The 26561-nt window shown below is 44.6% G+C and carries 35 protein-coding genes; 27 read left to right on the top strand and 8 right to left on the bottom strand.

Annotation, left to right across the window (positions count from 1 at the left end; translation table 11 throughout):
- Positions 1-89: 89 nt before the first annotated feature.
- Positions 90-866, top strand: coding sequence for an enoyl-CoA hydratase-related protein (locus BN1002_RS21925; protein ID WP_048828152.1), 777 nt, complete (start codon positions 90-92; stop codon positions 864-866).
- Positions 867-1601: 735 nt separating this feature from the next.
- On the opposite strand, the gene BN1002_RS21920 is transcribed toward BN1002_RS21925, so the two are convergent.
- From BN1002_RS21920 to BN1002_RS21905, 4 genes are all read right to left on the bottom strand, one after another.
- Positions 1602-2666 carry a DUF871 domain-containing protein gene (locus BN1002_RS21920; RefSeq protein WP_048828151.1) on the bottom strand — a complete coding sequence of 355 codons (1065 nt, stop codon included), beginning with the start codon at positions 2664-2666 and terminating at the stop codon, positions 1602-1604.
- 74 nt (positions 2667-2740) lie between these two features.
- Complete coding sequence (locus BN1002_RS21915; protein ID WP_048828150.1) at positions 2741-4114, bottom strand: PTS transporter subunit EIIC; 1374 nt, start codon at positions 4112-4114, stop codon at positions 2741-2743.
- A gap of 11 nt (positions 4115-4125) precedes the next feature.
- Positions 4126-5010, bottom strand: coding sequence for an N-acetylmuramic acid 6-phosphate etherase (gene murQ / locus BN1002_RS21910; RefSeq protein ID WP_048828148.1), 885 nt, complete (start codon positions 5008-5010; stop codon positions 4126-4128).
- Between the two features lie 309 nt (positions 5011-5319).
- On the bottom strand, positions 5320-6168 hold the full coding sequence (locus BN1002_RS21905; RefSeq protein ID WP_048828146.1) for a MurR/RpiR family transcriptional regulator: 849 nt from the start codon (positions 6166-6168) through the stop codon (positions 5320-5322).
- A gap of 186 nt (positions 6169-6354) precedes the next feature.
- Here BN1002_RS21905 and BN1002_RS21900 point away from each other — a divergent pair, with 186 nt between their 5' ends.
- From BN1002_RS21900 to BN1002_RS21875, 6 genes are all read left to right on the top strand, one after another.
- Complete coding sequence (locus BN1002_RS21900) at positions 6355-7089, top strand: AzlC family ABC transporter permease (protein WP_048828144.1); 735 nt, start codon at positions 6355-6357, stop codon at positions 7087-7089.
- Entirely contained in the window at positions 7079-7384 is a 306-nt protein-coding gene (locus BN1002_RS21895; RefSeq protein WP_048828143.1) for an AzlD domain-containing protein, read from the top strand. The genes BN1002_RS21900 and BN1002_RS21895 overlap by 11 nt, the downstream gene beginning before the upstream one ends.
- Positions 7385-7556: 172 nt before the next feature.
- The gene (locus BN1002_RS21890) at positions 7557-8828 is read left to right on the top strand and encodes a M48 family metallopeptidase (RefSeq protein ID WP_048828142.1); all 1272 of its coding nucleotides are present in this window, start codon (positions 7557-7559) and stop codon (positions 8826-8828) included.
- Between the two features lie 202 nt (positions 8829-9030).
- The gene (locus BN1002_RS21885) at positions 9031-10221 is read left to right on the top strand and encodes a M14 family metallopeptidase (RefSeq protein ID WP_048828141.1); all 1191 of its coding nucleotides are present in this window, start codon (positions 9031-9033) and stop codon (positions 10219-10221) included.
- A gap of 171 nt (positions 10222-10392) precedes the next feature.
- On the top strand, positions 10393-11061 hold the full coding sequence (locus tag BN1002_RS21880; RefSeq protein ID WP_048828138.1) for an SOS response-associated peptidase: 669 nt from the start codon (positions 10393-10395) through the stop codon (positions 11059-11061).
- Positions 11062-11093: 32 nt separating this feature from the next.
- The gene (locus BN1002_RS21875) at positions 11094-12656 is read left to right on the top strand and encodes a cation:proton antiporter (protein ID WP_048828137.1); all 1563 of its coding nucleotides are present in this window, start codon (positions 11094-11096) and stop codon (positions 12654-12656) included.
- A gap of 122 nt (positions 12657-12778) precedes the next feature.
- Here the strand turns inward: BN1002_RS21875 and BN1002_RS21870 are convergent, their stop codons facing one another.
- The gene (locus BN1002_RS21870; RefSeq protein WP_048828136.1) at positions 12779-13015 is read right to left on the bottom strand and encodes an IDEAL domain-containing protein; all 237 of its coding nucleotides are present in this window, start codon (positions 13013-13015) and stop codon (positions 12779-12781) included.
- Positions 13016-13216: 201 nt separating this feature from the next.
- Between BN1002_RS21870 and BN1002_RS21865 the strand changes: the two genes are divergently transcribed.
- Complete coding sequence (locus tag BN1002_RS21865; RefSeq protein ID WP_052445671.1) at positions 13217-13459, top strand: competence protein ComK; 243 nt, start codon at positions 13217-13219, stop codon at positions 13457-13459.
- Here BN1002_RS21865 and BN1002_RS21860 read toward each other — a convergent pair.
- The 3 genes from BN1002_RS21860 to lexA all read right to left on the bottom strand — a co-directional run bounded on the left by BN1002_RS21860 (position 13437) and on the right by lexA (position 16398).
- Positions 13437-14906: a recombinase family protein gene (locus BN1002_RS21860; protein ID WP_048828135.1), complete on the bottom strand. Its 1470-nt coding sequence runs from the start codon at positions 14904-14906 to the stop codon at positions 13437-13439. The two genes, BN1002_RS21865 and BN1002_RS21860, sit on opposite strands and share 23 nt — an antisense overlap.
- Positions 14907-15064: 158 nt before the next feature.
- A complete protein-coding gene (locus tag BN1002_RS21855) occupies positions 15065-15286 on the bottom strand; it encodes a helix-turn-helix transcriptional regulator (protein WP_048828133.1) in 222 nt (73 codons plus the stop codon).
- A gap of 137 nt (positions 15287-15423) precedes the next feature.
- Positions 15424-16398 (bottom strand): transcriptional repressor LexA, encoded by a 975-nt coding sequence (gene lexA, locus BN1002_RS23075; protein WP_052445670.1) that lies wholly within the window; start codon positions 16396-16398, stop codon positions 15424-15426.
- A 151-nt stretch (positions 16399-16549) separates the two neighbouring features.
- Between lexA and BN1002_RS21845 the strand changes: the two genes are divergently transcribed.
- The 19 genes from BN1002_RS21845 to BN1002_RS21760 all read left to right on the top strand — a co-directional run bounded on the left by BN1002_RS21845 (position 16550) and on the right by BN1002_RS21760 (position 26530).
- On the top strand, positions 16550-16798 hold the full coding sequence (locus BN1002_RS21845; protein WP_048828132.1) for a helix-turn-helix domain-containing protein: 249 nt from the start codon (positions 16550-16552) through the stop codon (positions 16796-16798).
- 118 nt (positions 16799-16916) lie between these two features.
- The gene (locus BN1002_RS23945; protein ID WP_156129735.1) at positions 16917-17090 is read left to right on the top strand and encodes a hypothetical protein; all 174 of its coding nucleotides are present in this window, start codon (positions 16917-16919) and stop codon (positions 17088-17090) included.
- A complete protein-coding gene (locus BN1002_RS21840; RefSeq protein ID WP_048828131.1) occupies positions 17087-17347 on the top strand; it encodes a hypothetical protein in 261 nt (86 codons plus the stop codon). The genes BN1002_RS23945 and BN1002_RS21840 overlap by 4 nt, the downstream gene beginning before the upstream one ends.
- 236 nt (positions 17348-17583) lie before the next feature.
- Entirely contained in the window at positions 17584-18303 is a 720-nt protein-coding gene (locus BN1002_RS21835; RefSeq protein WP_048828129.1) for a phage antirepressor KilAC domain-containing protein, read from the top strand.
- Positions 18304-18384: 81 nt separating this feature from the next.
- Positions 18385-19206: a DnaD domain-containing protein gene (locus BN1002_RS21830; RefSeq protein ID WP_052445669.1), complete on the top strand. Its 822-nt coding sequence runs from the start codon at positions 18385-18387 to the stop codon at positions 19204-19206.
- Between the two features lie 11 nt (positions 19207-19217).
- The gene (locus BN1002_RS21825) at positions 19218-20066 is read left to right on the top strand and encodes an ATP-binding protein (protein ID WP_048828127.1); all 849 of its coding nucleotides are present in this window, start codon (positions 19218-19220) and stop codon (positions 20064-20066) included.
- A gap of 12 nt (positions 20067-20078) precedes the next feature.
- Positions 20079-20246 (top strand): hypothetical protein, encoded by a 168-nt coding sequence (locus BN1002_RS23940; protein ID WP_156129734.1) that lies wholly within the window; start codon positions 20079-20081, stop codon positions 20244-20246.
- Complete coding sequence (locus BN1002_RS21820; RefSeq protein WP_048828125.1) at positions 20243-20515, top strand: hypothetical protein; 273 nt, start codon at positions 20243-20245, stop codon at positions 20513-20515. Before BN1002_RS23940 ends, BN1002_RS21820 begins: the two co-directional genes overlap by 4 nt.
- Entirely contained in the window at positions 20505-20909 is a 405-nt protein-coding gene (locus BN1002_RS21815; RefSeq protein ID WP_048828122.1) for a RusA family crossover junction endodeoxyribonuclease, read from the top strand. The genes BN1002_RS21820 and BN1002_RS21815 overlap by 11 nt, the downstream gene beginning before the upstream one ends.
- A gap of 10 nt (positions 20910-20919) precedes the next feature.
- Positions 20920-21462, top strand: a complete 543-nt coding sequence (locus BN1002_RS21810; protein ID WP_048828120.1) for a site-specific integrase — start codon at positions 20920-20922, stop codon at positions 21460-21462.
- A 12-nt stretch (positions 21463-21474) separates the two neighbouring features.
- Positions 21475-21918 (top strand): hypothetical protein, encoded by a 444-nt coding sequence (locus BN1002_RS24140; RefSeq protein ID WP_197072892.1) that lies wholly within the window; start codon positions 21475-21477, stop codon positions 21916-21918.
- 3 nt (positions 21919-21921) lie between these two features.
- Positions 21922-22461, top strand: coding sequence for a sigma-70 family RNA polymerase sigma factor (locus BN1002_RS21800; RefSeq protein ID WP_048828118.1), 540 nt, complete (start codon positions 21922-21924; stop codon positions 22459-22461).
- Positions 22461-22655, top strand: a complete 195-nt coding sequence (locus BN1002_RS21795; RefSeq protein ID WP_048828117.1) for a hypothetical protein — start codon at positions 22461-22463, stop codon at positions 22653-22655. Before BN1002_RS21800 ends, BN1002_RS21795 begins: the two co-directional genes overlap by 1 nt.
- Before the next feature lie 38 nt (positions 22656-22693).
- On the top strand, positions 22694-22891 hold the full coding sequence (locus BN1002_RS21790; RefSeq protein WP_231575129.1) for a nucleoside triphosphate pyrophosphohydrolase family protein: 198 nt from the start codon (positions 22694-22696) through the stop codon (positions 22889-22891).
- A 54-nt stretch (positions 22892-22945) separates the two neighbouring features.
- A complete protein-coding gene (locus tag BN1002_RS21785; protein WP_048828115.1) occupies positions 22946-23263 on the top strand; it encodes a hypothetical protein in 318 nt (105 codons plus the stop codon).
- Between the two features lie 36 nt (positions 23264-23299).
- Positions 23300-24088 carry an MmcB family DNA repair protein gene (locus tag BN1002_RS21780; protein WP_048823719.1) on the top strand — a complete coding sequence of 263 codons (789 nt, stop codon included), beginning with the start codon at positions 23300-23302 and terminating at the stop codon, positions 24086-24088.
- On the top strand, positions 24089-24472 hold the full coding sequence (locus BN1002_RS21775; RefSeq protein ID WP_048823720.1) for a hypothetical protein: 384 nt from the start codon (positions 24089-24091) through the stop codon (positions 24470-24472).
- 38 nt (positions 24473-24510) lie between these two features.
- Entirely contained in the window at positions 24511-25269 is a 759-nt protein-coding gene (locus BN1002_RS21770; protein WP_048823721.1) for a DNA-methyltransferase, read from the top strand.
- A gap of 220 nt (positions 25270-25489) precedes the next feature.
- Positions 25490-26530, top strand: coding sequence for a hypothetical protein (locus BN1002_RS21760; RefSeq protein ID WP_048823723.1), 1041 nt, complete (start codon positions 25490-25492; stop codon positions 26528-26530).
- The last annotated feature ends 31 nt before the right edge of the window (positions 26531-26561 follow it).

The raw sequence follows: 26561 nt of genomic DNA, 5'->3' as shown, positions 1-26561 counted from the left end.
AAAGTACGAACCAACACTTGAATATGTTCTATCAGGGGGCAGGCTGCCAGTGTCTGCCCCTTGCCATGCCAAATGGGAGGTTATTGACTATGGATCAAATTCTATTTGAAAAAAGAGATTATATTGGTGTTATTACCCTCAACAGGCCCGAAGTGATGAATGCATTCAACTATGACACGCTTTGCAGGCTGGAGGAAGTGGTCAAGGAAGTAAGCAACGACAACGATGTTCGCGTCGTAATCTTTACGGGCGCCGGCGGAAAAGCGTTCAGTGTCGGGGCGGACTTAAAGGAAAGAAGGACCCTGACCGTTGAGCAGGTGCTGAGGAATGTCGGCAAAATCAGTGAAGTCTTCAGTCTCGTCGATCTTATGCCGCAGCCGACCATCGCCGCCATAAACGGTTTTTGCTTCGGGGGCGGAATGGAGCTTGCCCTGGCGTGCGATTTCAGGATTGCGGAAGAGGGTATCCAGCTAGGGTTGACAGAAACGAGTCTGGCGATCATACCGGGAGCTGGCGGGACGCAGCGGCTTCCAAGGCTGATAGGACAGGCGAAGGCGCTAGAGCTTATCCTCGGCGCACACCGCCTGACGGCCGGGGAAGCGAATAAATATGGGCTGCTGACACGGATTGCCGGGGATGGCCGGGCGATGGAACTGAGTGTTGAATTTGCGAAAAATCTCCTCAATAACGGACCGATTGCCCTCAGACAGGCAAAACTGGCAATCAAGCAGGGGATGGAGACGGATTTGCAGACCGGCCTGAAAATCGAGCGGCAGGCTTACGAAGCGCTCATCCCAACTGAGGACAGGGTAGAAGCGCTGCAAGCGTTCAGCGAAAAGCGGCGACCTAATTTTCAGGGGAAATAGACTGCGGCGGATGCTAGCTATATAGGTTACGCTTAATAATTACACTAGTATTTGAAAAACTGGTTGATTGGAGCTCAGGCATGTAGACTCCTGCGGGATTGAGCGGCAAGGGGAGACCCCACAGGAGCAACGCGACGAGGAGGCTCCACTGACGCCCCGCGGAAAGCGAAATGCCCGGAGCGGAAATCAACCACCCCGCACCAGCATGAATACCAATCCTTATTTCAACCTATATAGTTGAATACGCAATCACTAGTGAAATATAGCTATTATTATTTTGCTAATATAGTAGGGGTCTGGCCCGTACTAGACGGTTTAGTGAAAATTCACTAGTTAAATTTCGTGGAAAAAGCGATAATCACTAGTGAATCCCTTCGGTTAACTAGTGAAGAATAACTATAAATATTTTGCTAATATAGTAGGGGTCTGGCCCGGACTAGGGGGTGTAGTGAATAATTACTAGTTAAAATAGGGCGGTTGTGAGGTATTACCTAGTTAATCACTTGAATTAACTAGTGATAATTAGCTATAATTATTTTCTTTGTATAGTAGGCGTCTGACGCCTACTATATAGGTAGTAAGTTTTCACTAGTGAAAATTACAGATAGAGGGTTGATATAACTAGTCTTCCTCCTGTACTTTATCTTGGCCGCCGAAGAAACAGCGGAACAATTAAATCTAAACAAGAAAAGGGCCGCCGCTATTTCAGCAGCAGGCCCTTCCTTTATCCTAAAACTAAACCCATCTCAGCATGAACTTGCAGCCGCCTTTAACAAAAGGGAGCAGCGGCAGGTCTTCTTCGATTACCCGTCCAACGACATTCACTTTTTCATCAGCCGCCAAATCTCTTTTCGTTATCTGGACTTCGCCTTGGTAGCGTCCGTATTTTTCATTATCGATTGTAATTGATCCGGTTGGCCTTTCCACGGCATTAAGGGCAGGAACATCTTTCGTGCCAATTAGCGCGTACATCCGTGATTCCATTGAACGGATAACATCACGGGCGCTGTCCTGGCGATTGGACTGGGTCGCAGACAGTGTTTCAAGAAGGGGCTGGTCGCTTGAAAACGCGCTTGCCCGCAAGTAAAATACGTCATCCCTGTAAGCGGAAAATTGCTGCAAGGCTGAATCTGACAACTCAGGGTCGCCAACGAGAGTTTTATCAACCCCTTCATTCTCCTTCAAGTCGAGAAAGGCAGCGAAAGGGGAGGAATCTCTATGGTCCTCGAGCGTAGGCAAACCTTTGAACAAGGGACCGCGCCTTTGCCGATTACCTGGAATAAAAGCCATAACTGTAATGCCTTCTTCTTTCAGCATCCGGTTTTTGTTCCGGAAGCTCTCGCGATCGAGGCCAGTTTCCGGCCGTGGATAGAAATTGTGCCATGCCTCAACGGATGACGTGTTTAGGCCGCACTTTTTCAAGGCGGTGATTTCTTCCCTTGTAAGGGTGCTTGCGTTCAGCGCGACCTTCATTTTTTGCGAAAGAAGGGCGATGGTTTCAGGCTCTACTCCGTAGTCGACCCTGAGCCCACTCAAACCCCACTCGAGCAGCGAATCGGCGTTTTCCCATGTGCAGCCGAGATGCTTGAGTGAATTGGGCGAAATATCAGGGACCAGTTCCATATTCAGCTCACGGGCAATGGCACCGAGCTGTTTCAGCTCATCACGGTATCGAGAGGGATCATCCTCGGGAATGTGGAGGGAGGTGAAAATCGAATCGAATCCATGTTCCTTCATTTTGCGGATATACGGCTCCTGACCCGCGACAGGTTCAGATAAATAAATTGAAATACCAAGCATATGTAAAAGCTCCTTTCGCTTTCAAAAAAAGACCTGGCACTCTTTTGCAAAAGTGCCAAGTCCCTATGGATTTATTAAATATTATCCGCCATTTCCTCTTTGAAACCAAACAGGTAAGTGAAAATGAAGCCGAATACGTAAGCAAGGGCAATGCCGATTAAGTAATAGATAAACTTGTTTTCAACAATCAGCGGAGTCAGGGACAGGCCGGATACGCCGACCGCTGCTGCGGCTGTTTTCATGACAGCCTGGAACGCACCGCCGACGGCGCCGCCGAGACAAGCTGTGATGAACGGGCGTCCAAGCGGCAGGGTAACCCCGTAAAGAAGCGGTTCGCCGATGCCTAGGAAACCAACTGGGAGACCACCTTTGATGATGTTGCGGAGTCTCTTATTCTTTGTTTTTGTGAAAATAGCAATTGCCGCACCAACCTGGCCTGCACCAGCCATTGCCAGTATTGGAAGAAGCGGAGTGTTGCCAATGGAGTTAATGAGCTCCAGGTGAATCGGTGTCAAGCCGTGATGCAGGCCGACCATGACGAGCGGCAGGAAGAATCCGGCAAGAATCGCACCTGCGACAACGCCGCCAACATCAAGAATCGCTTTCAATCCAGAAGTGATACCGTCAGCAAGGACGCCCGCGACTGGCATGATGACAAACAGTGAAAAGAATCCGACAATTAAAACCGTAATAAGGGATGTAAAGATAATATCAACTGAACTCGGAACAAAATTCCTTACTCGTTTTTCAACTACAGTCATGAGCCATGCGGCAAAAATGACACCAAAGAGGCCGCCTCGCCCTGGTATGAGCGCTTCACCAAATACATTAATTTCCGCAAGGCCTGGGCTGAACAGGACAATACCGGCAATCGCGCCAAGGACCGGTGTTCCGCCGAATTCCCTTGCTGTATTCCAGCCGACAAGCACTGCCAGCGATCCGAATACCGCTCCGCCTAGGACAAGAAGGATTTGCATCCATGTTTGTGTAGGATCAACGCCAGCGTTTTTCGCGAAGTTGACTGCCCCGTTAATGAGACCCGAAGCAACAAGACCTGGAATAAGCGGAATGAAGATGCTTCCAATCCTGCGCAGCAGGTTCTTTATTGGCGTATTGTTTTTCTTTTTGACCTTCGAGTGATTCAGGGCCGCTCTTTCTTCTAGTGTCAGATCATCGGCATTTGCTTCTTCTCCGACACGAAGTCCCGTAAGCGTACTCATTTCTGCGGCAACTTTGTTCACTGTACCTGGGCCGACAACGATTTGCAGATTGTCATCCTCGACCACGCCCATCACACCGTCGATATTTTTCAGTGCCGCGATATCCGCCTTGGAATCATCCTTCAAGCTGAGGCGAAGGCGGGTCATACAGTGGGCCACGCCTCTCACATTGTCCTTGCCGCCGATATGCTGAAGAATATCATTGGCCATGCGTTGTTCTTTTTTCACTTTTATTCCTCCTATTTGGTCTTTCTAATGAATCCGTTTGATTCCTCGAGCTTTTGGGCAGCTTCCTCATACGAGCAATTGAGGAGGATCATGATGATCGCTGCCTTCACATTCCGGTCAGCCTTCTCATAATACTCGGCTGCGGTGTCATAATCGGTTTCGGCTGCCTGCATGATGATGCGCTTGGACCGTTCCACAAGTTTCTTATTGGTGGATTGAACGTCAACCATGAGGTTTTTGTACACTTTGCCGATGCCAATCATCGAAGCTGTTGAAATCATGTTGAGGACCAGCTTTTGGGCGGTGCCGGCTTTCAGCCTTGTCGATCCGGTCAATACTTCAGGCCCGGTCTCGACTTCAATGGCGATTTCGGCATATTTGCTGATTTCGCTATTCTTGTTGCAGCTGATGCTGACTGTTGTCGCCCCTTGTGTCCTTGCATATTTCAAAGCGCCAATCACATAAGGAGTCCTGCCGCTGGCTGCGATGCCTATGACAGTATCATTGGAATTGACGGAAATACCCTTTAAGTCTTCGACTCCGAGCAATTCGTCATCCTCCGCGCCTTCAACAGCCTTTGTGAACGCTTTCATGCCACCCGCTATAAAACCCTGTACCATTTCCGGCTGGGAACCGAATGTCGGTACGCATTCGACTGCATCAAGAACCCCAAGTCTCCCGCTTGTCCCGGCTCCAAGATAAATCAGGCGCCCGCCTTGGCGGAACGATGAAATGGTCTTCGTGACCGCTTTTTCGATTTGCGGGATTTCTCCTGCGACGGATAGGGGAACGGTCTGGTCTTCCTTGTTCATCGTTTCAAGGATTTCTTTCACAGACATTAAATCCAGGTCCATTGTCCTGTCGTTCCTTTTTTCTGTTGTCAGTTTATCAAGCATAGAACCATCCTTTTTTTGAAATTGGATACAATTCTATTTTATTATGGTGAAATTTAAAGTCAATATAATTTTGTATAATCTTGAATATAAATTTCATTTGTTTAAATATTTAATAAATTTTTATGATACAAAATGCCTGTTCAGACCATCCCGGCGAAAATTAGTCCAATATACTCAAGCGCCATTGATATCCAGTTTTTTTGCCACGGAAAACGAGTTTCTCTTCTACATAATCTTTTCAATTAACAGAAGGGTCAGCGCGAAAATGAAAACACCCGCCGGAAAGGGCGGGGGTCTGATGTTCGAACGTCAACGCCTTAATTTCATAACTTCCTGCCTGGCCTGGTGATATTGTTCAACAACTTTTTCACCAACCTGGTTGAAAACACTTAAATATAGGGCGTCGATTATGTTCAGCTGCGTCATGCGGGAAGAAATAGTTCCGACCCGGAAGTCTTGTTCGACCGCGGGAGTGCAAAGGCGGATGGATGCCATCTTATAGAGCGGTGATTTATCAAGATTTGTGATGGCGATGACGATGGCGCCTTTCTTTTTTGCAAAACCGGCAAGTTCAAGGACGTCTTTTGTTTTCCCTGACATCGATATGGCGACAAAGATATCCTTTGGAGTAAGATACGGAATCAATGACAGCAAGTAATGGAAATCATGCGCCACCACGGAATTATAGCCCAGTTTGGAAAATTTATAATGGGCGTCAAGGGCGGGGGTCGCTGATCCCCCGACACCGAAGAAAATGAGTCTTGATGCATTGAGGAAGGCTTCGACCGCCCGTTCCAATTCTTTTCTGTCCAGTGAAGCAAGCGAGGATTCAATCGCTGCTTTATTCGTATAAGTGACCCGATGAAACAAATCATACGGGGAGTCTTTTTGCTGCAAAATTGAAAAATCGGTCAGATTCGGCCCGGCAGTCGCATTTTGTTTTGCCAGCTCCAGCTTGAACGATTTAAAGCTGCCAATCCCGATCGATTTGCAGAACCTGACGACACTCGATTCACTGACCCCGGTCTTCTTTGATAAGTCCTTCGTTGTCATATTCGGGACAAATTGGGGGTGCTCAATAATATATTGGCCAATAATCCGTTCGGCATCGGACAGATTGTCCAATTCCCGCTCGATTCTAGTTAAAAGTGGATTCATCATTTCCAGCTCCCAGCTTATAAGCTACATTTATCATAGTGGGAAAATTGTCCAAAGGCAATGTTCAAAAAAATGTAGGCAGTTAAAAAGTTAGTGTCCATTTGCTGAAAATTTGGTAAAATGTATGTTTATAACGGGCTTCGGCCCTTACTTTTAACAGAGATAAAAAGAAATGGGGGATTGGAAATGGCGGAGACAGTGGCAGGGAAAATTTCTCCCGCGTCAGACTTCAAGTCCGGCACACAAGCCGGCGTCAGCATTGCAATTGGCTATTTTCCGATAGCCCTGACTTTCGGGCTTTTGGCAAAATCAGCCGGACTTTCAATTGGGGAAACAATTATGATGAGCCTGATTGTCTTTGCGGGTGCGTCCCAATATATTTCGCTCAGCTTGCTGAGCCTTGGTACAGGGGTATTTGAAATAGTCCTGACAACTTTTATTGTGAATATCAGACATTTTCTGATGGCGACTTCGCTGAATGAAAAAGCACCAGACGGGGACGTGGCTGCGAAAGCGGCCTATTCCTTCGGTCTGACAGACGAAACGTTTTCGGTTGCCGCCACTAAAGAAGGCGAGGTCAGGCCTGGCTACATGTTCGGCCTCGTCCTCATGTCTTATTCAAGCTGGGTCATCTTTTCTGGCATCGGCCACCTGATTGGCGCGAACCTGCCGAAAACACTGCAGGAGAGCATGGCGGTTGCATTGTATGCCATGTTCATCGGCCTTTTGGTCCCATCGATGAAAAAGAGCGCCAAGGCGATTTACCTCGCGGCCATGGCGGCTGCCTTCAATACGATCTTTACGTTTGGGAAGATTCTTGAGGCGGGCTGGGCGATTGTCGCCGCGACATTATTGGCCGCAATCATTGCCGAAGCAGTTGTATATGTGAAGGAAAGGAAGGTGGCCGGAGATGCGGAGTGAAATCATCTGGATGATTATTGGCATGGGCATCGTCACTTATTTGCCGAGAATGCTGCCTTTCGTCCTTTTCAAAGGCAAGGAACTGCCGCCGTTTTTGCAGGGGGTCCTGAAAAATGTCCCTTATGCGACTTTAGGCGCGCTCATCTTTCCGGGCATTCTCTTTATCCATGAAGATATCCGGTATGGACTGATCGGCGCATCGGCCGCCTTCATCGCTGCCTTCCTCGGGGCGAACGTCATTATTGTCGTCCTCGGTTCCATAGCGGTTTTAACGGTTTTTTCAGGGATATTCTAAACAAGGCCGGTACTTTTCGTGCCGGCTTCTTTGTGCAAAAGCCCTTTAGGCCGTACAGCGGCTTATCCAGCTGGGTGATATTTTCGGCTCCAGCCGCCATGAGTGATGTTCTAAATATCCGTTTTTTTACTAAACTAATAAGAGAGAGGCTGTACAAAAAGGAGGACAAATGATGGCAAGGAAGATGGGGGTTTTCGCAATCCTGGCTTTTGCGCTCTACGGGCTTTTCTTTTATTGGTATTTATTCAATTTCTCGAGCACTGCTCTTCCGTTTGAATACCAGGGGACAAGCGCGGATCCCGCAACATTCCTGAACGGCAGGGAACTGGATCTTTCAGAGGAGTATTCGAAAACGAGAAATCTGCTCTTCTTCCTGTCTGCTCCATGGGAGTGGCTGTTTTACATTCTCATTATGCTGACGGGGTTGAATAGCTGTTTTAAAAAATGGGCCGAGCAGGCAACAAAAAGAAGGGTTTTAAGGACGCCGATATATTTATTCTGGTTTTCTTTTGCCGGATATCTCGCCGCCCTCCCGCTCGGATTAATAAGTTATTCGTTATCAAAAACGTACAATATTTCCACGCAAACTTTCCCATCATGGATGAAAGATGAGTTGATTGATTTCTGGATAAATTACGGCACGCTCCTGATCATTGTCCCTGTGCTTTATTATCTTTTGAAAAAGAGCCCGAAACGGTGGTGGCTGTTCGCCTGGCTGCTGTCCATTCCGTTCACGCTGTTCATGATGTTCGTCCAGCCGGTCCTCATCGATCCTTTGTACAATGATTTCTATCCGCTTAAAAACAAGGAGCTTGAAGCAAAGATCCTCGATATGGCGAGCAAAGCCAAGATTCCTGCCGAGCATGTTTTCGAGGTGAACATGGCGGAAAAAACAAATGCCATGAATGCATATGTGACCGGAATTGGAACGAACTCACGGATCGTCCTTTGGGATACAACGCTAAACAAGCTGACCGACGACCAAATTTTATTCATCATGGCGCATGAAATGGGCCACTATGTAGAAAAGCATTTGTATAAAGGGATAGCGGGGTACTTGCTGTTGTCGCTTGCCGGGCTGTATTTAGTCCATCTATTCATGCAATATGCCCTTCAAAAGTGGGGCCGGGAACTTAAGGTGCCTGACCGTGTCGATATCCGGAGCCTGCCGCTAATTTTACTCCTTTTATCCATGCTGATGTTCCTGTCCAGCCCGCTGTCCAATGCTGTTTCACGCTACCAGGAGGCAAGGGCCGACACCTACGCCATCAACATGACCAAAAACCCTCAGGCGGGAATCGGAAGCTTCCAAGAACTGACGCGCTCGGGGCTCAGCCAAGTCAACCCTCCGTACCTTGTCAAACAGTTCCGCTACGGACACCCAACCATGCTCGAACGGATCACCATGCTTGAAGAATACGAAATCAAGCATCGCAAAGACTGAACAAAAGAGCCGGCGCCTAATGCCGGCCTTTTTTATGGAGCAAGGGGACGGTTCCACTGCTTCATCCGAGTGGTGAAAAAGTCTTGGTGAACTCCAGTAAAAACGCGGCCCCGGTGCTTCTGGCTATCCCCTTGCCCGGTGATATAAAAAGCGGCTTTCTCATATAGTTTGTTGAATGCCATTTTATATGGGTGGTGAGGGAATGGAGGTTACAGTCAGGAGGGGTGATTCTTTTTGGTATTACAGCCAGTTATTTAGAATCCCGCTTCAGCTGATTATTGATTCGAACAGGGGAATAAGCCCGAATGCCATAACAATAGGTCAAAGGATTCAACTGCCAGGATTTGTTGCTACTAGTTATCAAATCAGGCCGGGGGATACACTGTGGCAAATCGCCCAGTCAAGAAATCTTCAACTCGATGCGCTGCTTTTACTTAACCCAGCAATTAATCCATCCCGTATTCGGGTTGGCCAGATGATCCAGGTTCCACTTAGAATCACATGGAGGCTTGTGCAGGGCAGGCAGAACTATGACCATCGGCTGATGATGAACGATTTGCAAAGGCTGCAGAATGTGTATCCATTTTTGCAGGCAGTTTCAATAGGGACGTCCGTTGTCGGAAGGAATATACCAGAAGTCTTGATTGGCAGAGGGAACAAGAGAGTCCACTATAACGGATCTTTCCATGCGAATGAATGGATTACGACACCGGTTCTAATGACTTTCCTGAATGATTACTTGTTGTCACTGACAAACCAGACACCGATACGCGGCAGGTCCATGATCCCTTACTACGGGCAGACAACGCTTTCCTTGGTGCCTATGGTGAACCCGGATGGTGTCCACCTTGTCATCAATGGCCTCCCGGCAAACGATCCATGGCGGGCAAGAGTGGTGGCCTGGAACAAAGGAAGCACCGATTTCTCGGGATGGAAGGCAAATATAAGAGGGGTCGACCTGAATGACCAATTCCCGGCGAAATGGGAACTGGAAAGGGCGCGCAATCCGAAAGTTCCCGGGCCGCGGGATTACGGAGGGGAGCGGCCCCTGTCCGAACCGGAAGCGATTGCGATGGCGAACCTGACGAGAAGAAGGGATTTTGCCAGAGTCCTGGCCTTCCATACTCAAGGGCAGGTCATTTATTGGGGATTTGAAAACCAAGAGCCCCCTGAATCTGAAAGGCTTGTCAGAGAGTTCGCAAGGGTAAGCGGCTATGAGCCGGTGAAAACGATTGAAAGCTATGCCGGCTACAAGGATTGGTTTATTCAGGACTGGCGCAGGCCGGGCTTTACGGTTGAACTAGGCGCGGGGGTCAACCCGCTTCCGCTTACACAGTTTGATCGCATTTACGAGGAGGCACTGGGGATATTCCTTGCGGGCCTATATAGTTGATGAAGTGGGGCCGGTCTTCCGGCCTTTTTGCTTTTCAAGGAAACCCGTCCGGATTATCGGGTTTTCCCCCAACTTGAATCCCGTCCCTCTTTCAAGTATCAGGGGCGGCAATATTTGTTTTCGGGCCCTTTCATGTTAAACTTTTGCCAACAGAAAGGGGAGGGGATGCCGATGTGCGGAAGATTTTCGCTGATTACAGATGTTTATGAGCTGATGAGGCAGTATCAGTTTGAGTTTGATGGGGAGCTTGATCCGAGGTACAATATCGCTCCTGGCACGGATATCCTTGCGATAGCCAACCATGAAGGCAGGCGGGCGGGGGGCATGCTCCGCTGGGGTTTGATCCCGTTTTGGGCTGACAATGAGAAAATTGGGTATAAAATGATGAATGCGCGTGCGGAAACGGTCCATGAGAAGGCCAGCTTTCGGCAGCCTTTAAAGTCAAAGAGATGCCTCATTCCGGCGAACGGTTATTTTGAATGGAAAAGGGAAGGAAACGTGAAGCAGCCATACCGGTTCGTAAACGAAGACAAGACCCCGTTTATGTTTGCCGGGCTATTCGACCGTTGGGAAAGGGATGGGAAGACGGTTTATTCCTGTACGATTATCACGACAGCGGCAAATGAAAAAACCGCAGCCATACACGACAGGATGCCGGCTATTCTTGAGCCGGAACAGCAGGAGATATGGCTTGACCCCTCCGTCACCGACCCGCTTGCGCTGACGTCGCTTCTGAATCCATATCCTCCTGGAAAAATTGAATTTTATCAGGTATCAACACTCGTGAACTCTGCCAAGAATGAAGACAAGCAGCTAATCGAACCATTGAACAGCCAATAACCTCACAGTCAAACAGAAGAAGGAGCGGTATTATGCATCATTTCGAACTGGTGATCCTGCTATTGGCAGGGCTGGCGATAGCAGTGACGGCAATTTCCATCAAGGTCCGGAAGCCCTATCCGATTTTTCTGGTCATTGCGGGGGCCATCATCGGCATTTTCAATCTTCCAGGGCTTGAAGGGTTCAAGAAGACCGTGACAGAAGATGAATTTTTCCGTGATGCCGTCATTAAAATTTTCCTGCCAGCTCTCTTGTTTGAAGCAGCCTTCAAATTAAGATACAGCCATCTCCATGAAAATAAAAAGCCGATCCTTCTGCTCGCTTTCCTTGGAACGTTTTTGACCTTTTTAATCGTTTCCTTCCTAACCTGGGCATTCCTTCCGGTCCCGCTTCAGGCCGCCCTTGTTTTCGGGGCGTTGATGGGAGCGACGGACCCGGTAAGCGTCCTGTCGATCTTCAAAACGATGGGAGCCGAAAAAAAGCTTTCCATCGTCATAGAAGGCGAATCGCTTTTTAACGATGCGGTTGCATTTGTCCTTTATACGATAGCCGCCTTTCACTTCAGTGAGTTTTTGCAAAATGGCCCTGCAGCCGGCATCGGCATGGGCATCTGGATTTTTCTCAAATCACTGACGCTGGGGATTTTAATCGGGGCGGGGCTTGGCATTGCCATGTCTTATATTACGAAGTTTTATGAGAATTTCGCCCTCGAAATTTTATTTGCCGTGTTCCTGGCCTACTCCTCATTCTTTTTTGCCGAATCCGTCCACGCATCCGGGGTCATCTCGGTCATTACCGCCGGATTGATATACGGGAATTACGGTGCGAAAATCGGGATGAGCCCGGCGACGAGACATGCTGTTAACAGCATTTTGGAAAGCCTCGCGTTGTTTGCCAACGCGCTCGTTTTCCTGATGGTTGGGCTTGAAATCGCCATTATTGATTTCAGTGGCAAATGGCAACTGATAGCACTCGCCATTGTATTTGTTTTGGCGGCTAGAAGCATCGCCGTTTTTGCAAGTGTCGGCTTCTTGAGGAACTTTCCCGTGAGATGGGCCCATGTCCTCAACTGGGGAGGCCTGAAAGGATCCCTGTCGATTGCCCTCGCCCTCAACTTGCCAGCATCTTTCACTTTCAGGAGTGACATTATCCTGCTCACGTTTTGTGTTGTCTTTTTCTCGCTCGTAGTCCAGGGACTTTCCATCGGCAAAGTCGTTGATTTATTCAAAGCCCGTACGGTTTCCCGCGGATTGAAGGAATATGAGGCGCTCGTCAGCAGAATCCAGGGCTACAATGCTGTGCTCGAAAAGCTACCGCTATGGAAGTCGAGAGGGCTCGTTCCGGAGCCTTTGTATCAAGCTCATTTCAGCAACTATAGCAGCAGGCTGAGTGAATGCCGGAATTCCTTGGAACAACTGTTCATCGAGCACCCTGATTTGGCAAAAGAACAGGAGGACCACCTTCGTCTTCTTGCTCTTTACACACAGCATGACGCAATTGAGGACTTGTCGAAACAGCATGTAATATCGGAGGAAGTGTCAAAAAGCCAAATCAATGCGTTGATTGAAGAAATTGAAAAGTTGAACAGGCATTAGCCCGCAAAAAAAACCGCCCATATCGGGCGGTTTCAGCATCTGTTTTTAGTTGTTTGAATAATACCTTATCATTTTTGGATGTAGACAGGCGGGATATGTGGCGTTGTAAGAGTTTCCGGGCTTTATGCCCCAAACCGCTTTTCGAGTTCCGCCAGGTTTCCTGTGAGATGAATAAAAGCTTTTTCGTTACGCTGTTCCAATGCTTCATCAATATTTCGCAAAAGTTTGTCTTTCTCAATGTTAAGCTGGATTTCATTCAGCAGCATCTCAATGTATAATTCCTGCAGCGACGACGTTTTGGCCTTTTCCTTTTTCATTGCTCCTAGTTTCATCAGTTCCGCGTAGGATTTATCCTTCATCCTTTATCCCCCCTGCTGCTTTTTTTAATTATATTGAATCCAAAGGGTAAAATCAAGGAAGTTTTTACAATTTTCTGAAAAAATAATATTGCAAATTTGGACAATTTTATGAATAAATTCGTAACATTTTCATATCGACAGGAAACTATCGGAAAATAATGGTATGATGATTGCGTATCTGATCATGAGGAGTTGAAGTATGTGAAGCAGAAGCAAATTGAAGAATATGAGATTAACCCATGCACGATGTTCATTAAGCCTTTTGTGTATGGAAGCAAGGTTTATTCGCAGGTTTACGAGATGGACGAAGAGTTTATTTCCCCTTTCAAACCCCTCGAAATTATCAAAAAAAGCTGTGAATACTTCGGCAGCTCTTATGAGGGTTTAAAGGTTATGGGAGTGCATAAGTTTTGCACCCCCGTCAGTAAAATTCTATATCGTTAACAATAATCTCTTTTTTGTCGTTGAAATAGTAAGAAACATTCTTTATGACTAATTGAACAAGACTTCTCTTTTCCAATTGTTCAAGCTTATGCCAGTTGCTCTTGAAGTTAGCCAAAATCTCTTTTATGGCGGCCTTATTTAATTCCGGCAGAGTTGGTTCAACCTCTAATAACTTAGTCTGCAATGATGCTTCAAGTGTGCGTTCTTCGTCCATCCTTTCCATAAATTCATCATCAGTTAGTTGTTCATTTGCCCACGCATACTGCCATTTTTTTATCCTTCCCTTAAGCTTCTCAATATCCTTTAAAATCGACTCTTTACTATGTGTTTGTTTTCCCTTGTTTATCATGTTTATTTTATCGTTTGCTATTTCATAGGCAGATTGGTCAAAGTCGAAGTTCCGGATGAAATCTAGGAATGCATTTTCTAAATTCCGTTCGGAGAAGGATCTCGCCCCTTTGCATTGGCCTGTTTTTATCCTTAAACAACGATAATTCTTATACGAAATTTTTTCACCGTTTGGAGTCACATGATAGGACCTATATCCAGTAACCGCGTGGCCGCACACATGGCAACGTAATACCCCTGTGAAAATGTGTTCTCCTGCAATTTGTTTTGGATTTTGAGTCCTCCTGCGCTTTATCGTTTCTTGAACCATATCAAACTTTTCCTGCTCGATAATGACAGGAGTTTTGAGTGTCTCAGCCCCGTATACGAAAGTCCCTGAGTAAAGCGTGTTTTTCAAAATCTGCATCAATGGTTTCGCTATCCACGTATTCCCTCTTCTAGTCGGGATATGGTTTTGGTTTAGATATTTGCATATCTTTCCTGCACCCATACCTTTGTTGAGGTAAAAATCATAAATGAGCCTGACCACTTCGGCCTCTTCGTTATTAATGGTTAATTCGCCCGTTTTCAAATTCAAATCGTATCCGTACGGTCGGAAGTTTAAAGGATATTTCCCTTGCCGAGTTTTTTCATGGAATCCCATACTAACTCGTTCGCCAGTGTTCTCACGCTCCCACTGGGCGAGGGCAGCTACGATTGTGATGAACATCCGGCCCATTGCAGTGGTAGTATCGTAAACCTCTGTGGCCGACTTGAATTTACAATCGTATTCATCGAATATTTCAAGCATCTTATATAGATCCAGAACAGACCTGGTGAGTCGATCCAGCCGATATACAAGTACACAGTCAATGAGTCCTGCTTTAATATCCTGCAGCATACGTTGTAAATCGTCACGTTGCATATTCTTAGCAGATATACCCTCATCCACATAAAAACCCGCTATGTTCCAATCCTGTGCAATACAATAGGCTTTTAGTCTTTGCTTTTGAGCCGAGATTGAATAGCCTTCCTTTGCCTGCTCCTCAGTGGATACACGGATATATACAGCGACCTTTTTTATTTGATATTTATCTCGAGTGTTAGCTTGCGGACTCATCTATTTCACTCCATCAATGTAAGTTCTTGTCGAAAAAAGAAGAAAACTAAGTCGTCTTTTGTTGAATGAGCTGATGTAAAATTTAAAGTGTAAACCAAATGATTTACCAAGGAGCAAGGAAGGGTATAAAACCTTTCCCGTTACTGCCTCTTTCCTGGTCAATTAGGAATCCAGATCCAATCGTACAGATCTTCAGCCTTTTCGAGTTTTAATACATGAGCAACATTTTTTGCAGATGTCATCGACATCTTTCTAGTTCCGTTCAGCCAACTATTGACTTGTTGTCTATCAACTTTTAATTCTTTGGCCAATTCTGACGGGCTCATGTTCCGAACTCGCAACCAGTAGGAAAGATGGCATCTTCCCATTTGGTAAGCCATTGATTTACCGCCTTATATAAATAATAGGGGGATTACATCATGAATCTAAAAACAGCAACTTGCAAAGAACTAATAAAACTATTGTTGAATGCCCAAAAGATTAAGCAAGAGGGCAAGAAGTGAACGCAATTTGGAACCTAAACTCTTTTCGGCTCAAACATCACCTGAATTACTTTCCCAACTATTCTTGCTTTTTCGTTATTAACGAATGTCGGTTCATAACGTGGGTTGTCTGGATAAAGAATGATTTGGCCATTGCTCGCCCTTTTAACTCTTTTTAAGGTGGCCTCATCCCCGTTGACATTGACTACCGCTATTTCGCCGTTTTCTACTTCCGGCTGCACTTTTACGACAACCCTGTCCCCGTCGTATATGCGACTTCCGATCATGGAGTCACCTTTGACCTTTAAGACAAACGCCTCACCTGGTTTTAAGTTCCACATGTCTGGTATTTCAGTCCAATCATCTATATGGTCTTCTGCAAATATGGGTTGCCCGGCGGCGATGTGTCCCAATATAGGCACTTTAAGGAATTTGACTTTAGAAATCTCCTCAGGCTTGGATTTAAGAGCTACCTTCGGGTCAATTTTTTGATCCACGAAGTCTTTTATAATTTTGTTTAGGAAAATAACTTTCTCTTCAAGAGTTAGACGCTCGAACATTTCCCTAAAAATATCCTGGTCCTCAAACATGGTCAGAAAGCCCGGATTGGACTTATATTCTTCAGGAGCTTCTTCTATCAGATATTCTTTATATTCTTTGTGAAGATTTCCGGTATTGTCAGTCACAGAACTTATAAAAACATCAGCAGCATTGGATAGTAATTCAGAAAAAACTTCAAAATTATTAAGCATATCTATGACTTCAGGAGTCAGTTTTTCTTTTGTATCTGAGGATATGTAACCCGCTTTTAGCATCAGCTCATCGAAGCTAACTCCCAACGGCGTGTGTATTTTTTTTAAAATCTCAACTGTAGGGATGCCACGCTTCCCATTTTCCATTTGTGACAAGTAGGCATTCGATACGCCGGATAGGGCTTCTAATTGCCTTATTGTTAGTTTTCTTTCCTGTCTTAAACTCCTAAGATATTCTCCGAATTCTTTTTGATCCATATTGTTCACCCCTTGGTCAATTATAACAGTGTTTACATTTTGTTATCAATTCTTTCCGAAAATATAAAAATTATGCTTGCATTTTGTAATCAAGGGTGATAAATTGAAAACAAGCACTAAGATAACAATTTGCAAGCAAAGGAGGATAGTGATGGAAATTAGATTAAAAGATATAGAGGATTTCAAAAAAACCCTTATTACAAAAGGATTTTCTCAAAGATCGTTTTGTGAACATGCGGCTATTTCAAACCCGCACTTCAACCAAATTATTAATGGTAATAGAAATCCTAGTCCAACAATGGCTAAAAAAATTGCTGATAATTTGGATATGGAGTTTGAAGAAATTTTTTTTATCCATGTTGATAACAAACTGCAAGCAAATTGTTCTGGGGAGGATTGAATCATTTGAAGCAACCATCTGAGGAAACCAAGAAAAAAATCCTCTTGTTCTTTTTAGAAACATCTGTACCGAGAATCTTGGCTGACCAACAAAATAGATCAGAAAAGGAGGAACAAAAGTGAAAAAGGTGCTTGACCGCCGAATCGCTTTTTATACCAGAAAAGTCGCTGATTACGGATCCATTCATCCATCAAAAGTTAGGCCAGCAAGACATAAGCATCGCCACAGCCGTTTGATGTGTTATAAAGCCTTGCTTTTTAACCAAATAGAGGAGGCTGGGTACAGGAAATGAAAAAAGAAGTGCGGGAACTAATCGGGCTGGCTTTACTTGTTGAGGAAATTTCAGATTATGATGTTTTCATCCATTATGCAGGGCATGTTGACACGCTTGAAATTCGTATAGACCGCAGTGAAGAAAATGGTGGGGAACGGATTTTTAAGAGTGAATTTAAAGTAGATAACCCTAATAGAAAATATGCTGGCTACAGCACATATGCAGAAGCTAAAGAATTCCTTGATAAATGCATAGCGGACTCAACCGCTATTTAAGCCTTAACCGGCTTCCTTTTTTGGCCCAGCTTGCGAAAAATGTTGTCGTCTGCCGGATTATCCCGGAGCAAACGCTGTCTGAAAAAACTGCTAAAAAACGCTGTAGAAAAACACTGTCACTTTAAGGAGGTGAAACAAATAGGAATACTTGCGACATTTGTTATTTGCTCGATATTCATCATCACTTTTGTCGGTATTGGTGCTATTACGGGATTTATAGATTAGGAGGAGATGTCGTGCAAGAGTTGATAACCACTACACAAAATGACAATGGCGAGATTATTGTCAGCGGTAGAGTGATTCATAACTTCTTGGAAGTAAAAACGGATTATAGAAAATGGTTCTCGAGGATGGCTGAATATGGATTCGAAGAGAATGCAGATTTTATAAGGATGACCCAAAAGTGTCCTACCCCTGGCGGCTTACAAGAGACAGTTGATCACCATATAAAGTTGGATATGGCCAAGGAAATCGCTATGCTCCAGCGCTCGGAAAAAGGTAAACAGGCCCGTCAGTATTTCATACATTTGGAAAGAATGTGGAACAGTCCAGAAATGGTTATGAAGCGAGCGCTGGAGTTTGCGGATAGGCAGGTGAAAGCGCTTCAAGTTCAGTTGACTGAACAAAAGCCAAAAGTACTCTTTGCTGAAGCTTTGGAAACATCCAAATCATCAATCCTAATTGGCGAGTTGGCGAAGCTACTTAAACAAAATGGCATCAGCATTGGTCAAAACCGACTCTTCCAGTGGCTTAGAGATAATGGTTTTCTTATTCGCAAGCGCGGAGAATTGTTCAATTTGCCTACCCAATCCGCAATGGAAATGAATCTTTTTGAAATTAAAAAGAGGACCATCCATAATCCGGATGGATCTGCGAAAACCACACGTACTCCGAAGGTAACCGGCAAAGGTCAGATATATTTTATTAATAAGTTTTTAGAACAGAAAAAAGCCTGACGCGGGAACGTCAGACCCTAAAAAACATCCATAGTCCATTATACCACGGATGGACAAGCATTAATCAGAGGAAGTGAAAAAATGGCAAGATACCGCCAAGTCCACGTTGATTTTTGGCAGGACGGATTTGTGCTTGATTTAACCCCTGAGGAAAAATATTTTTACATTTATTTAATGACTAACAGCAAAACATCACAATGCGGTATATATGAGCTTCCAAAGAGGATTATTGAAACGGAGACAGGTTATAACCGCGAAACGGTTGATAAGCTCTTAAAAAGATTTATTGAATACGACAAGATACGCTATGACGAAGCTTTTCGAGAAGTTATCTTGCTTAACTGGATAAAGTACAACGCAATTAAAAGCCCTAAAGTGATTGCTTGTGTGGAAAAAGAGCTTGAAACAATAAAAAGCCAGACGTTTGTATCACTTTTTTATAACCTATGCAAACAGTATGGATACCCTATCAATAGCCATACCATACAGTGGGGGGAAGAACAAGAAGAACAAGAAGAAGAACAAGAAGAAGAACAAGAACAACAACAAGAAAAAGAAGTGGTGGCTGCTGATTTTTATCAACAAAATTTCGGGTCCCTTTCTCCTTATATAGCAGAAAGTATTCAGAAGTGGACTGATGATCTATCCGGCCTAATTGTAATTGAAGCTATGCAAAGGGCCCTTAATCAACAAAAGCAGTGGAGTTATGCTGAGGGAATATTGCGCAGATGGGCTTCTAAAAATGTCAAAACGTTATCGGACATTGAAGCACTTGATGTGGAGTTTAGGAATCAAAAAGGCGGTAAAAAGTCTCTGTTTGAACAAGGAGAAGAAAGCAAGCGGCGCCAAGCACAATCTTACAAAAGCAATTCATCCATACCGGATGACGATTTGCCTTATTAGGAGGTTCTGATATGCAAAACGCTTTTATCCACCTTATGGATTTGATTGGAATCAAGAAAGCGGAGGACTTGCTATTTAAGGTAAAACCGGCACTGAAAGACAAAGCAGAGAATGTCCAGGCGATAAAGGAAAACTGCTCAACATGTGAGCAACCCAATATTTTAGCTTGGACTTATGACTTAAATGGAAACCCCGCTAGTCACCGGGTTTCGGAGATATGCACCGTTTGTTTAAGCGGTCAACAATCCAAAGAAGTTACGGATGAATTAATAGACAAGCGAAAAGCGGCTCTTTTGGAAAAATGGTATCGGCTGGCGGTCGGTGATAATTCAGGCACAAAAAACTATGAACCTCTTGATCGGGTTACAAACCTGGCTTTGGCAAAAGCCAAGGACTACATCAAGGAAATGCTCAAAGGGAACCTATCCATCAATTGCCTGTTAATGGGTTCAACTGGTACCGGCAAGTCACATTTAGCCAAAACCATCGCCAAGACAGCAAGGGAGACCGGACTTAGTGTAGCCTACATCGATTCAGCGGACCTCTTTGACCTTATCAAAGCGACATTCGGACACGAGCGTCATAACGAGATGCTTTACAAAGAGTATACGGATTTTGATTTGGTTGTCATTGAGGATGTCGGTCTCGAGACTCGGAAGATTGGTGAAGTCAGCTGGAGCGTGACGGAATGGACCAAGCTGATTAATGCCAGGCAGGGAAAAGCCTCGGTCTGGACGACAAACTTTGACGATGTAGCCCTGGCGGAAGTTGTCGGACAACGGGCGTTCAGCCGAATGTATGAGAATACAAAATTCATAGATTTATTTACCGAAGATTACCGGAAGAAAAAGATGATTTAAGGGGGAGTGCGAATGTGCGGTTTATGCGGAGATTCCCAAGTGATCCACCTTATCGGGACATATGCGGTTAAGTATGAACCTTGTCCAAATTGCGTCCTTCCTGTTGAAAAAGATATGTCGGATATTAAGACTTTCTTGGACCGCTTGGAAGCTGCTGAAAAGGAGCCTGTTTTTGGATGAGTGCTAACCATCTTCTGTCTTATCTTGGGGAGCCACGCCAAAATAGGGTGGTCATACTTGATGACATCGAGGACTTTACATTTGACCAGTGGGAGCTTGATTTAATTACGGACCTTTGGAAAAAAGGAGTCCATCCCTTAAGGATAACAAAGCGGCTTAACAGGAAAGATCCCGACGAAATACTCCTTGCCTTAATCCATATTGCGAGACAAGGGAAAATAAGAAATCGCAAAAACGGATTAATGGGAGTGTCTGTAGATGGGGATTAACTTATCAATACCGATTGAGCCAATGGGTGCTGTAAGGATGACCCAGCGCGGTAAGTTTACGAGCCGGTCAGCGCTTAAATATCTTGGTTACAAGGATTTTATTAAACTACACGTTAAAAATGGAGCTAAGGGAACCTTTTTCACCGATGGCCCAATTGAAGTAACAATTACTTTTCATATGCCAATCCCGGCCAGTTGGAGCAAAAAGAGAAGGGCAGCGGCCGCTGGTATCTATCACATAAAAAAGCCGGATGCTGACAATTTAGTCAAAGGGGTTTTTGATTCTCTTAACGGAATCATCTGGAAGGATGATAACCAGGTGGCTAAAGTAACCGCAACTAAGCTTTATGGTAAAACGCCAAAAATAGAAGTTTTTATTAGGGAGTTGGAATAGGGGGAGGGCAATGAAGACTGTCCAGCCTATAAGAGACTTAAAAAAACTAGAAGAAATGAAAAGAGTACTTGCCGATCATAGCAAGCGAAATGCCTTTCTATTCGTCATGGGTATCAACGTAGGCCTGAGGATCAGCGACCTGCTGCCGTTACAGGTAAAGCAAGTAAAAGACAAAACCCATATCATCATTACCGAGAAGAAAATCAGTAAGTCTAAACGGTTCAAAATTAATAATGAGTTGAGGAAACATATCGCTGCTTACGTGGCAGGCATGGATGATGAAGACTATCTTTTTAAGTCTTTGAGACGAGATAAGCCTATTGGCCGCTGCCATGCATGGACAATCCTAAATGATGCGGCAATGTTAGTGGGTCTGTCGGAAATTGGCACTCACACATTAAGAAAAACATTCGGTTATCACTTTTATCAAAAAAAGAAAGATGTAGCTTTGCTGCAGGAGATATTTAACCACAGCAGTCCATCCATCACGCTGAGATACATTGGCATTAATCAGGACCTAATGGACGAAGCCATTGACGATTTTAGCTTATAAGGGGCGGAAAATATGAACAAACTTGATGCAATTATCGCAAACAGGAAACGCGTGATTATGAAATTGCTAGATATAGACTGGCTAATCGAGCAGGCAAAAAAGATAAAAATTCGGCCTGTTACGTCACAAACAGTCATCGAGGAGTTTTCAAAAATAATCGACAGCCAGGATGAAAAAGGTATGCAGAAATATGGTGAAAGCATCGACTCAGCGGAAGGGTATGACTGGAAGCTGATGGCGCTTGAAGAAACAGCTGACTTGCAAAAGTATCTAGTGAAAGAGATTCGCCGGTTGGAAGGAGAAAAAACATACCTCGAAAGAAGGAATGACCAGTTAATAAAGCGAGTCATGGAATTGAAAAAGCGACAGACATTTTTTGAAGACGTGCTCATGGAAAACTTGCATCTGGCAATAGACAACAAAGCCCTCCGTCAGCAGCTGAAAGCGAGGGTATGACTTGTGAAGAAGTTGACTCCTGAACAGGTAGAACTAATGGAAGCCAACTTTCCCCTAGCTTATAACCAAATTGCCTACTGGTTTAAAAAATGTTGGGGGTACGGCTACGAAGCTATTCACGATGCAGGAATGGAAGCATTAATAAAGTCGGTCCGGGTCTACAACCCCGAAAAAGCCAAGTTTTCTACTCTTTATGCTCATGTAATGGAGCTCGAGGTTAGGAGGGTCATCCGTTTTCATAATGCCAAGAAGCGGAAAGGGGAGACCGTTAGTCTCGACCGAACCCACGATGAGGATGATAAATTATCAACTTTCAACTTTCTACCGCAATATGACAGATATGATTTCATCGATAATGCATTTCTAATGGATATTACCGCTGTATTAACAGAAAGAGAGATGGCTTTTTTAAAATGTGCTTTTTCTGAAAGACTTACTCAAAATGAAATCGGTCAAAAATACGGAATTAGCCAGGTTCAGGTATCACGAATTATTAACAGGGCGCTGCTAAAGATGAGAAAACGCGCGGAAAAGGTGGGCTAATGGGACTGCTTTATGAAACTGTAATCGAAGCCAAGCGGATGACGGCCATTAAGGAATTGGAAAGGCTAGAAGTCCTGACTACGGAAACAGGCCGGTCAATTTACACCTTATCATTTGAAGAATTAATGTATGAATGGCGCAGGGCAGCATTCCTGGCGATTGATATAACGAAAGATGCTAACGGGATGTTCTAGCATGGGCAGTTTGGAATTTATAAAAAGTGGGTGACGAGATGAATCAGCAATCCATTTTAGCCGATGTGAAACAGGAACGTGATCGGCAGGATAGCAAATGGGGCTTACAGCGGCATGACTATGGGACGTGGTTGACCATCTTGGTAGAAGAAGTTGGCGAAGTTGCCCAGGCCATGCCCAAGCGGAAAAGGGTTGGGCGAAATCATCAGATGCCAATGACCTATACAAAGAATTAATACATGTCGCGGCGGTGGCGGTTGCCGTTGCTGAACAAGTCATGGAAGAGTCAAATGGCTACTAATCAAACAAAAAGCTTTATATGCGAAGACTGTGTTATCTCCTTCGGCATCTACGGAGCAGCCAAGTGGAGGGGCAGGCGAACGGTTTACTGCCCTTCCTGTGGTGATGATGCGGCGGTCGTAGCCTATCAGTCGGCAAGGATAACAGTTGGTCAAAAGAATACAAAAGTGAAATGGAAACCTGAAGAACTTGAACTTTTGAAAGGATGCTTGGATGGCAAACTGAGGGTTTACCAGGTGGCGGTCATGACGGGGAGAACGGGACATGCGGTTTCACAAAAGTTGGCTCGGATGAAAAAAGCAAGGTAACAAACTTTGTATTGTGTCGTCATAAGGAGGTTCAAAGTGAAAATTACTGCCAGTGAAGTGAAGCATGTGTTAAGTCAGAAACACAGTCAGGATTTCTTTCTTACTGAAGTGAAAAACGGCTCAACTTGGATGGGAAAAGAACTTGCAATCATGGATGCCTTGGCAATTAAGAAGAGCTGGACTAAACCATGTTTGACAGGTTATGAGATAAAGGTTTCTCGAGCGGATTTCATGAATGACGAGAAATGGCCGTTGTATAAGGATTTATGCCATAGATTTTACTTTGCTTGTCCAAAAGGGCTCATTCTACCTGAAGAACTGCCCGATGATGTGGGCCTTGTATGGATCAATGAGGATAAAAAGCCATATACCAGAAAAAAGGCTAAGTTCAGGGATATTCAAATGTCAGCTGACATGTTTTATTACATTATTCTAAGTCGCCTGAATAACCAGGAACATCCTTTCTTTAGTAGCAAAAGAGAATTTTTTGAACAATACCTATTAGACAAGGAACAAAGGCGTACCTTGGGTTGGAAAGTCGGTACCAAGATGGCTGTTGAATTGGCTGAACTTGATCGGCAAGTGCAAGACTTTCAGCGTCAAAAAGAAAGAATGGATATGAATCAAGAAAGATTTGAATCCTTTTTAAAAGTCATGAAAAAACACGGGCTAAATGCTCATAGGTTTAATGCCGAGGAAGAACTGGATAAGGCCCTTTCTACAACGGTACCACCTAATTTTATTCGAGACCTTGAAACGATTCAGAGTGCCAGTATGAGGCTCAATGAAATGATTAAAAATCCGGAACTGCTGGAGGGGAAATAGATGGATAAAAAAGCCCTCAAAGAAGTTGAGATAACCGATGTCATTAAACACGTTTTGAGAACTACCCAAGATTATAGCGGCGAGTATTCTACTAGCTGCAACATTGATTTTTTAATTAGCCAACCGATCAAATTGTCGGTTTTTGATAAAGACTATCTCATTGACCGTATAAAGATGATTGATTTTTACGGGGATGAAATTGTATTCAGCTTTGCAAATGATAAAGAACGGTTTTGCTGTTTCCCAGTTCCGAAAACACTCATTCACAAAATCTACATTAGGATTATTCAGGAGCAAAAAACAGGAGTCATGCAAGGCTGGCGTTTCGAGGATACATTGATTGAAATTTTACGCGGTGAAAGCATTGCCACTAGCTGTTATTAGGCAACAAAAGAGTAATTATGTTCGATAGGAGGGGAAGCATGGAGCTGAACAAAATTTATAATGCTGATTGTGTGGGCGAAAGTGGCATGAAGATCCTGCCGGATAAAAGCATAGACTTAATCCTTTGTGATTTGCCCTATGGCACTACAAATTGCGCTTGGGATACTGTTATCCCCTTCAACCTTCTTTGGAGCCAATATGAACGAATTATCAAGGACAACGGAGCAATTGTATTCTTCGCTCAATCTCCCTTCGATAAAGTACTAGGAGCCAGTAATTTGCCTCTATACCGCTACGAATGGATATGGGAGAAGAATAAGGCAACGGGCCATTTAAACGCCGACAAAATGCCAATGAAAGCTCACGAAAATCTATTAGTCTTTTATAAAAAGGCACCTGTTTATAATCCTCAAATGTCAATCGGCCATAAGCCAATGAATTACGCGAAGAATAATCATAATTCAGAGGTTTACGGAAAAGGGAAACAAACTATCTGTGATGTCGGGACAACAAAAAGATACCCAAGAAGTGTACTGCAATTTCAAATAGTCAATAACGATGATCCCGATAAGGTACATCCAACACAAAAGCCGGTCGAACTTTGCGAATACATGATTAAAACATATACCAATCCAGGCGCAGTAGTTTTAGATAACTGTTCTGGAAGCGGGTCAACACTCCTAGCAGCCCTTAACACGGACAGATATTATATCGGTTTTGAGAAACATGAACCATATTACAAGAAAAGTTTGGAGCGGATTGACCGGCATACGACCCAATTGTCACTAGTTTTATGAAATAGGAGGGAGAACCGTGAGGAAAGAATACGCCGTCTACAAAGGCGACGATCTACTGGTCATGGGAACAGCCCGGGAGTGCGCGGCAGAGCTTAACGTCAGGCCCGAGACTATCAGGTGGCATAGCACTCCAACAGGGCGCAAACGGTCAGCCAGTCGTAAGAAACAGGACAAGTGCCTTGTGGTTTTAAAGTTGGACGATTAATAAAGGGGGGAGGACGTGCAACTCACACTCTTTGAAGAATCTCGAGACTATCGCGAACACATTAAGTACCGGAAGGGCATTTTTAAAACTAAAACAGAAATAATCAAAGACCTTTATGCCGAGGGGAAAGAGCGGATCTACCACGTTCTTTCCTTCGGGGGAGGCACCCAGTCTTCACATCTTTTAGAACAGCACTTCCGCGGCGAAATACATTATGACTTTATCGTTTTTTCTGATACCGGGGCTGAGCCTGATTTCATCCATTCTCAGGTAGCTTGGTGGCAGCACAGACAAAAGGAGAATGGTAACACTACCCCATTCATTATCACCGGTCACAGCAGCATGGAGGGCGGTCTGGAAGAGATGCTAATGCGTTATATCCACACGGAGTATCAAAGGTTCCAGATGCCTGTTTACTGCAATAAGATCGATGAGGAAACAGGGCAGGAAGTTGCAGCTGGGATCATGCCCAGGCAATGCACGGTGGATTTTAAGATTGTTCCGGTAAAGCAAACAGTCCGGCGGGCTGTATTAAAGCAAGTTGGCTTAACTAATAAACAAAAGATGCCAGCCGACATTGCTTTCATTATCGATATCGGCTTTTCATTCGACGAGATCAGGAGAATTAACCTTTATAAATCGCCACAGTTTAAGTACATGTATTTAGCTTATCCCCTCGTGGAAGAAGGACTTACAACGCAAGACAGCATACAGTATTTGATTGAGAATGGCTTCCCTACAAAGCGATCACGCTGCTATTTCTGTCCATTTAATTGCGACAACAGGGACATAGGCATGGACTGGAATGAAATTATTGAGGATGAACCTCTATCATTCTTGAAAGCTTGCTATTTTGATAGCCAGCTGAGGGCGATTCAGAAGACAGGTAAGAAAAACATGCGCAGCATACCTTACCTGCATGAGAAGCGGATTCCTTTAGAGGATGTTTATCCGGATGAATACAGCACTCTGTCATCAGCTTATGAAAGTGAATTTTTAGTTTGGCGTAGCAAATGGGAGAAGCGGATCAAGGATAAGTACATTCTTACTGCTTAAGCCGATGGCGACAAAGTAAGCATTTTGCCGG

The sequence above is a fragment of the Bacillus sp. B-jedd genome, assembly GCF_000821085.1.
GTDB lineage: Bacteria > Bacillota > Bacilli > Bacillales > Cytobacillaceae > Bacillus_D.
The sequence above is the reverse complement of the archived record's forward strand: the minus strand, read 5'-3'. Positions and strand labels throughout refer to the sequence as shown.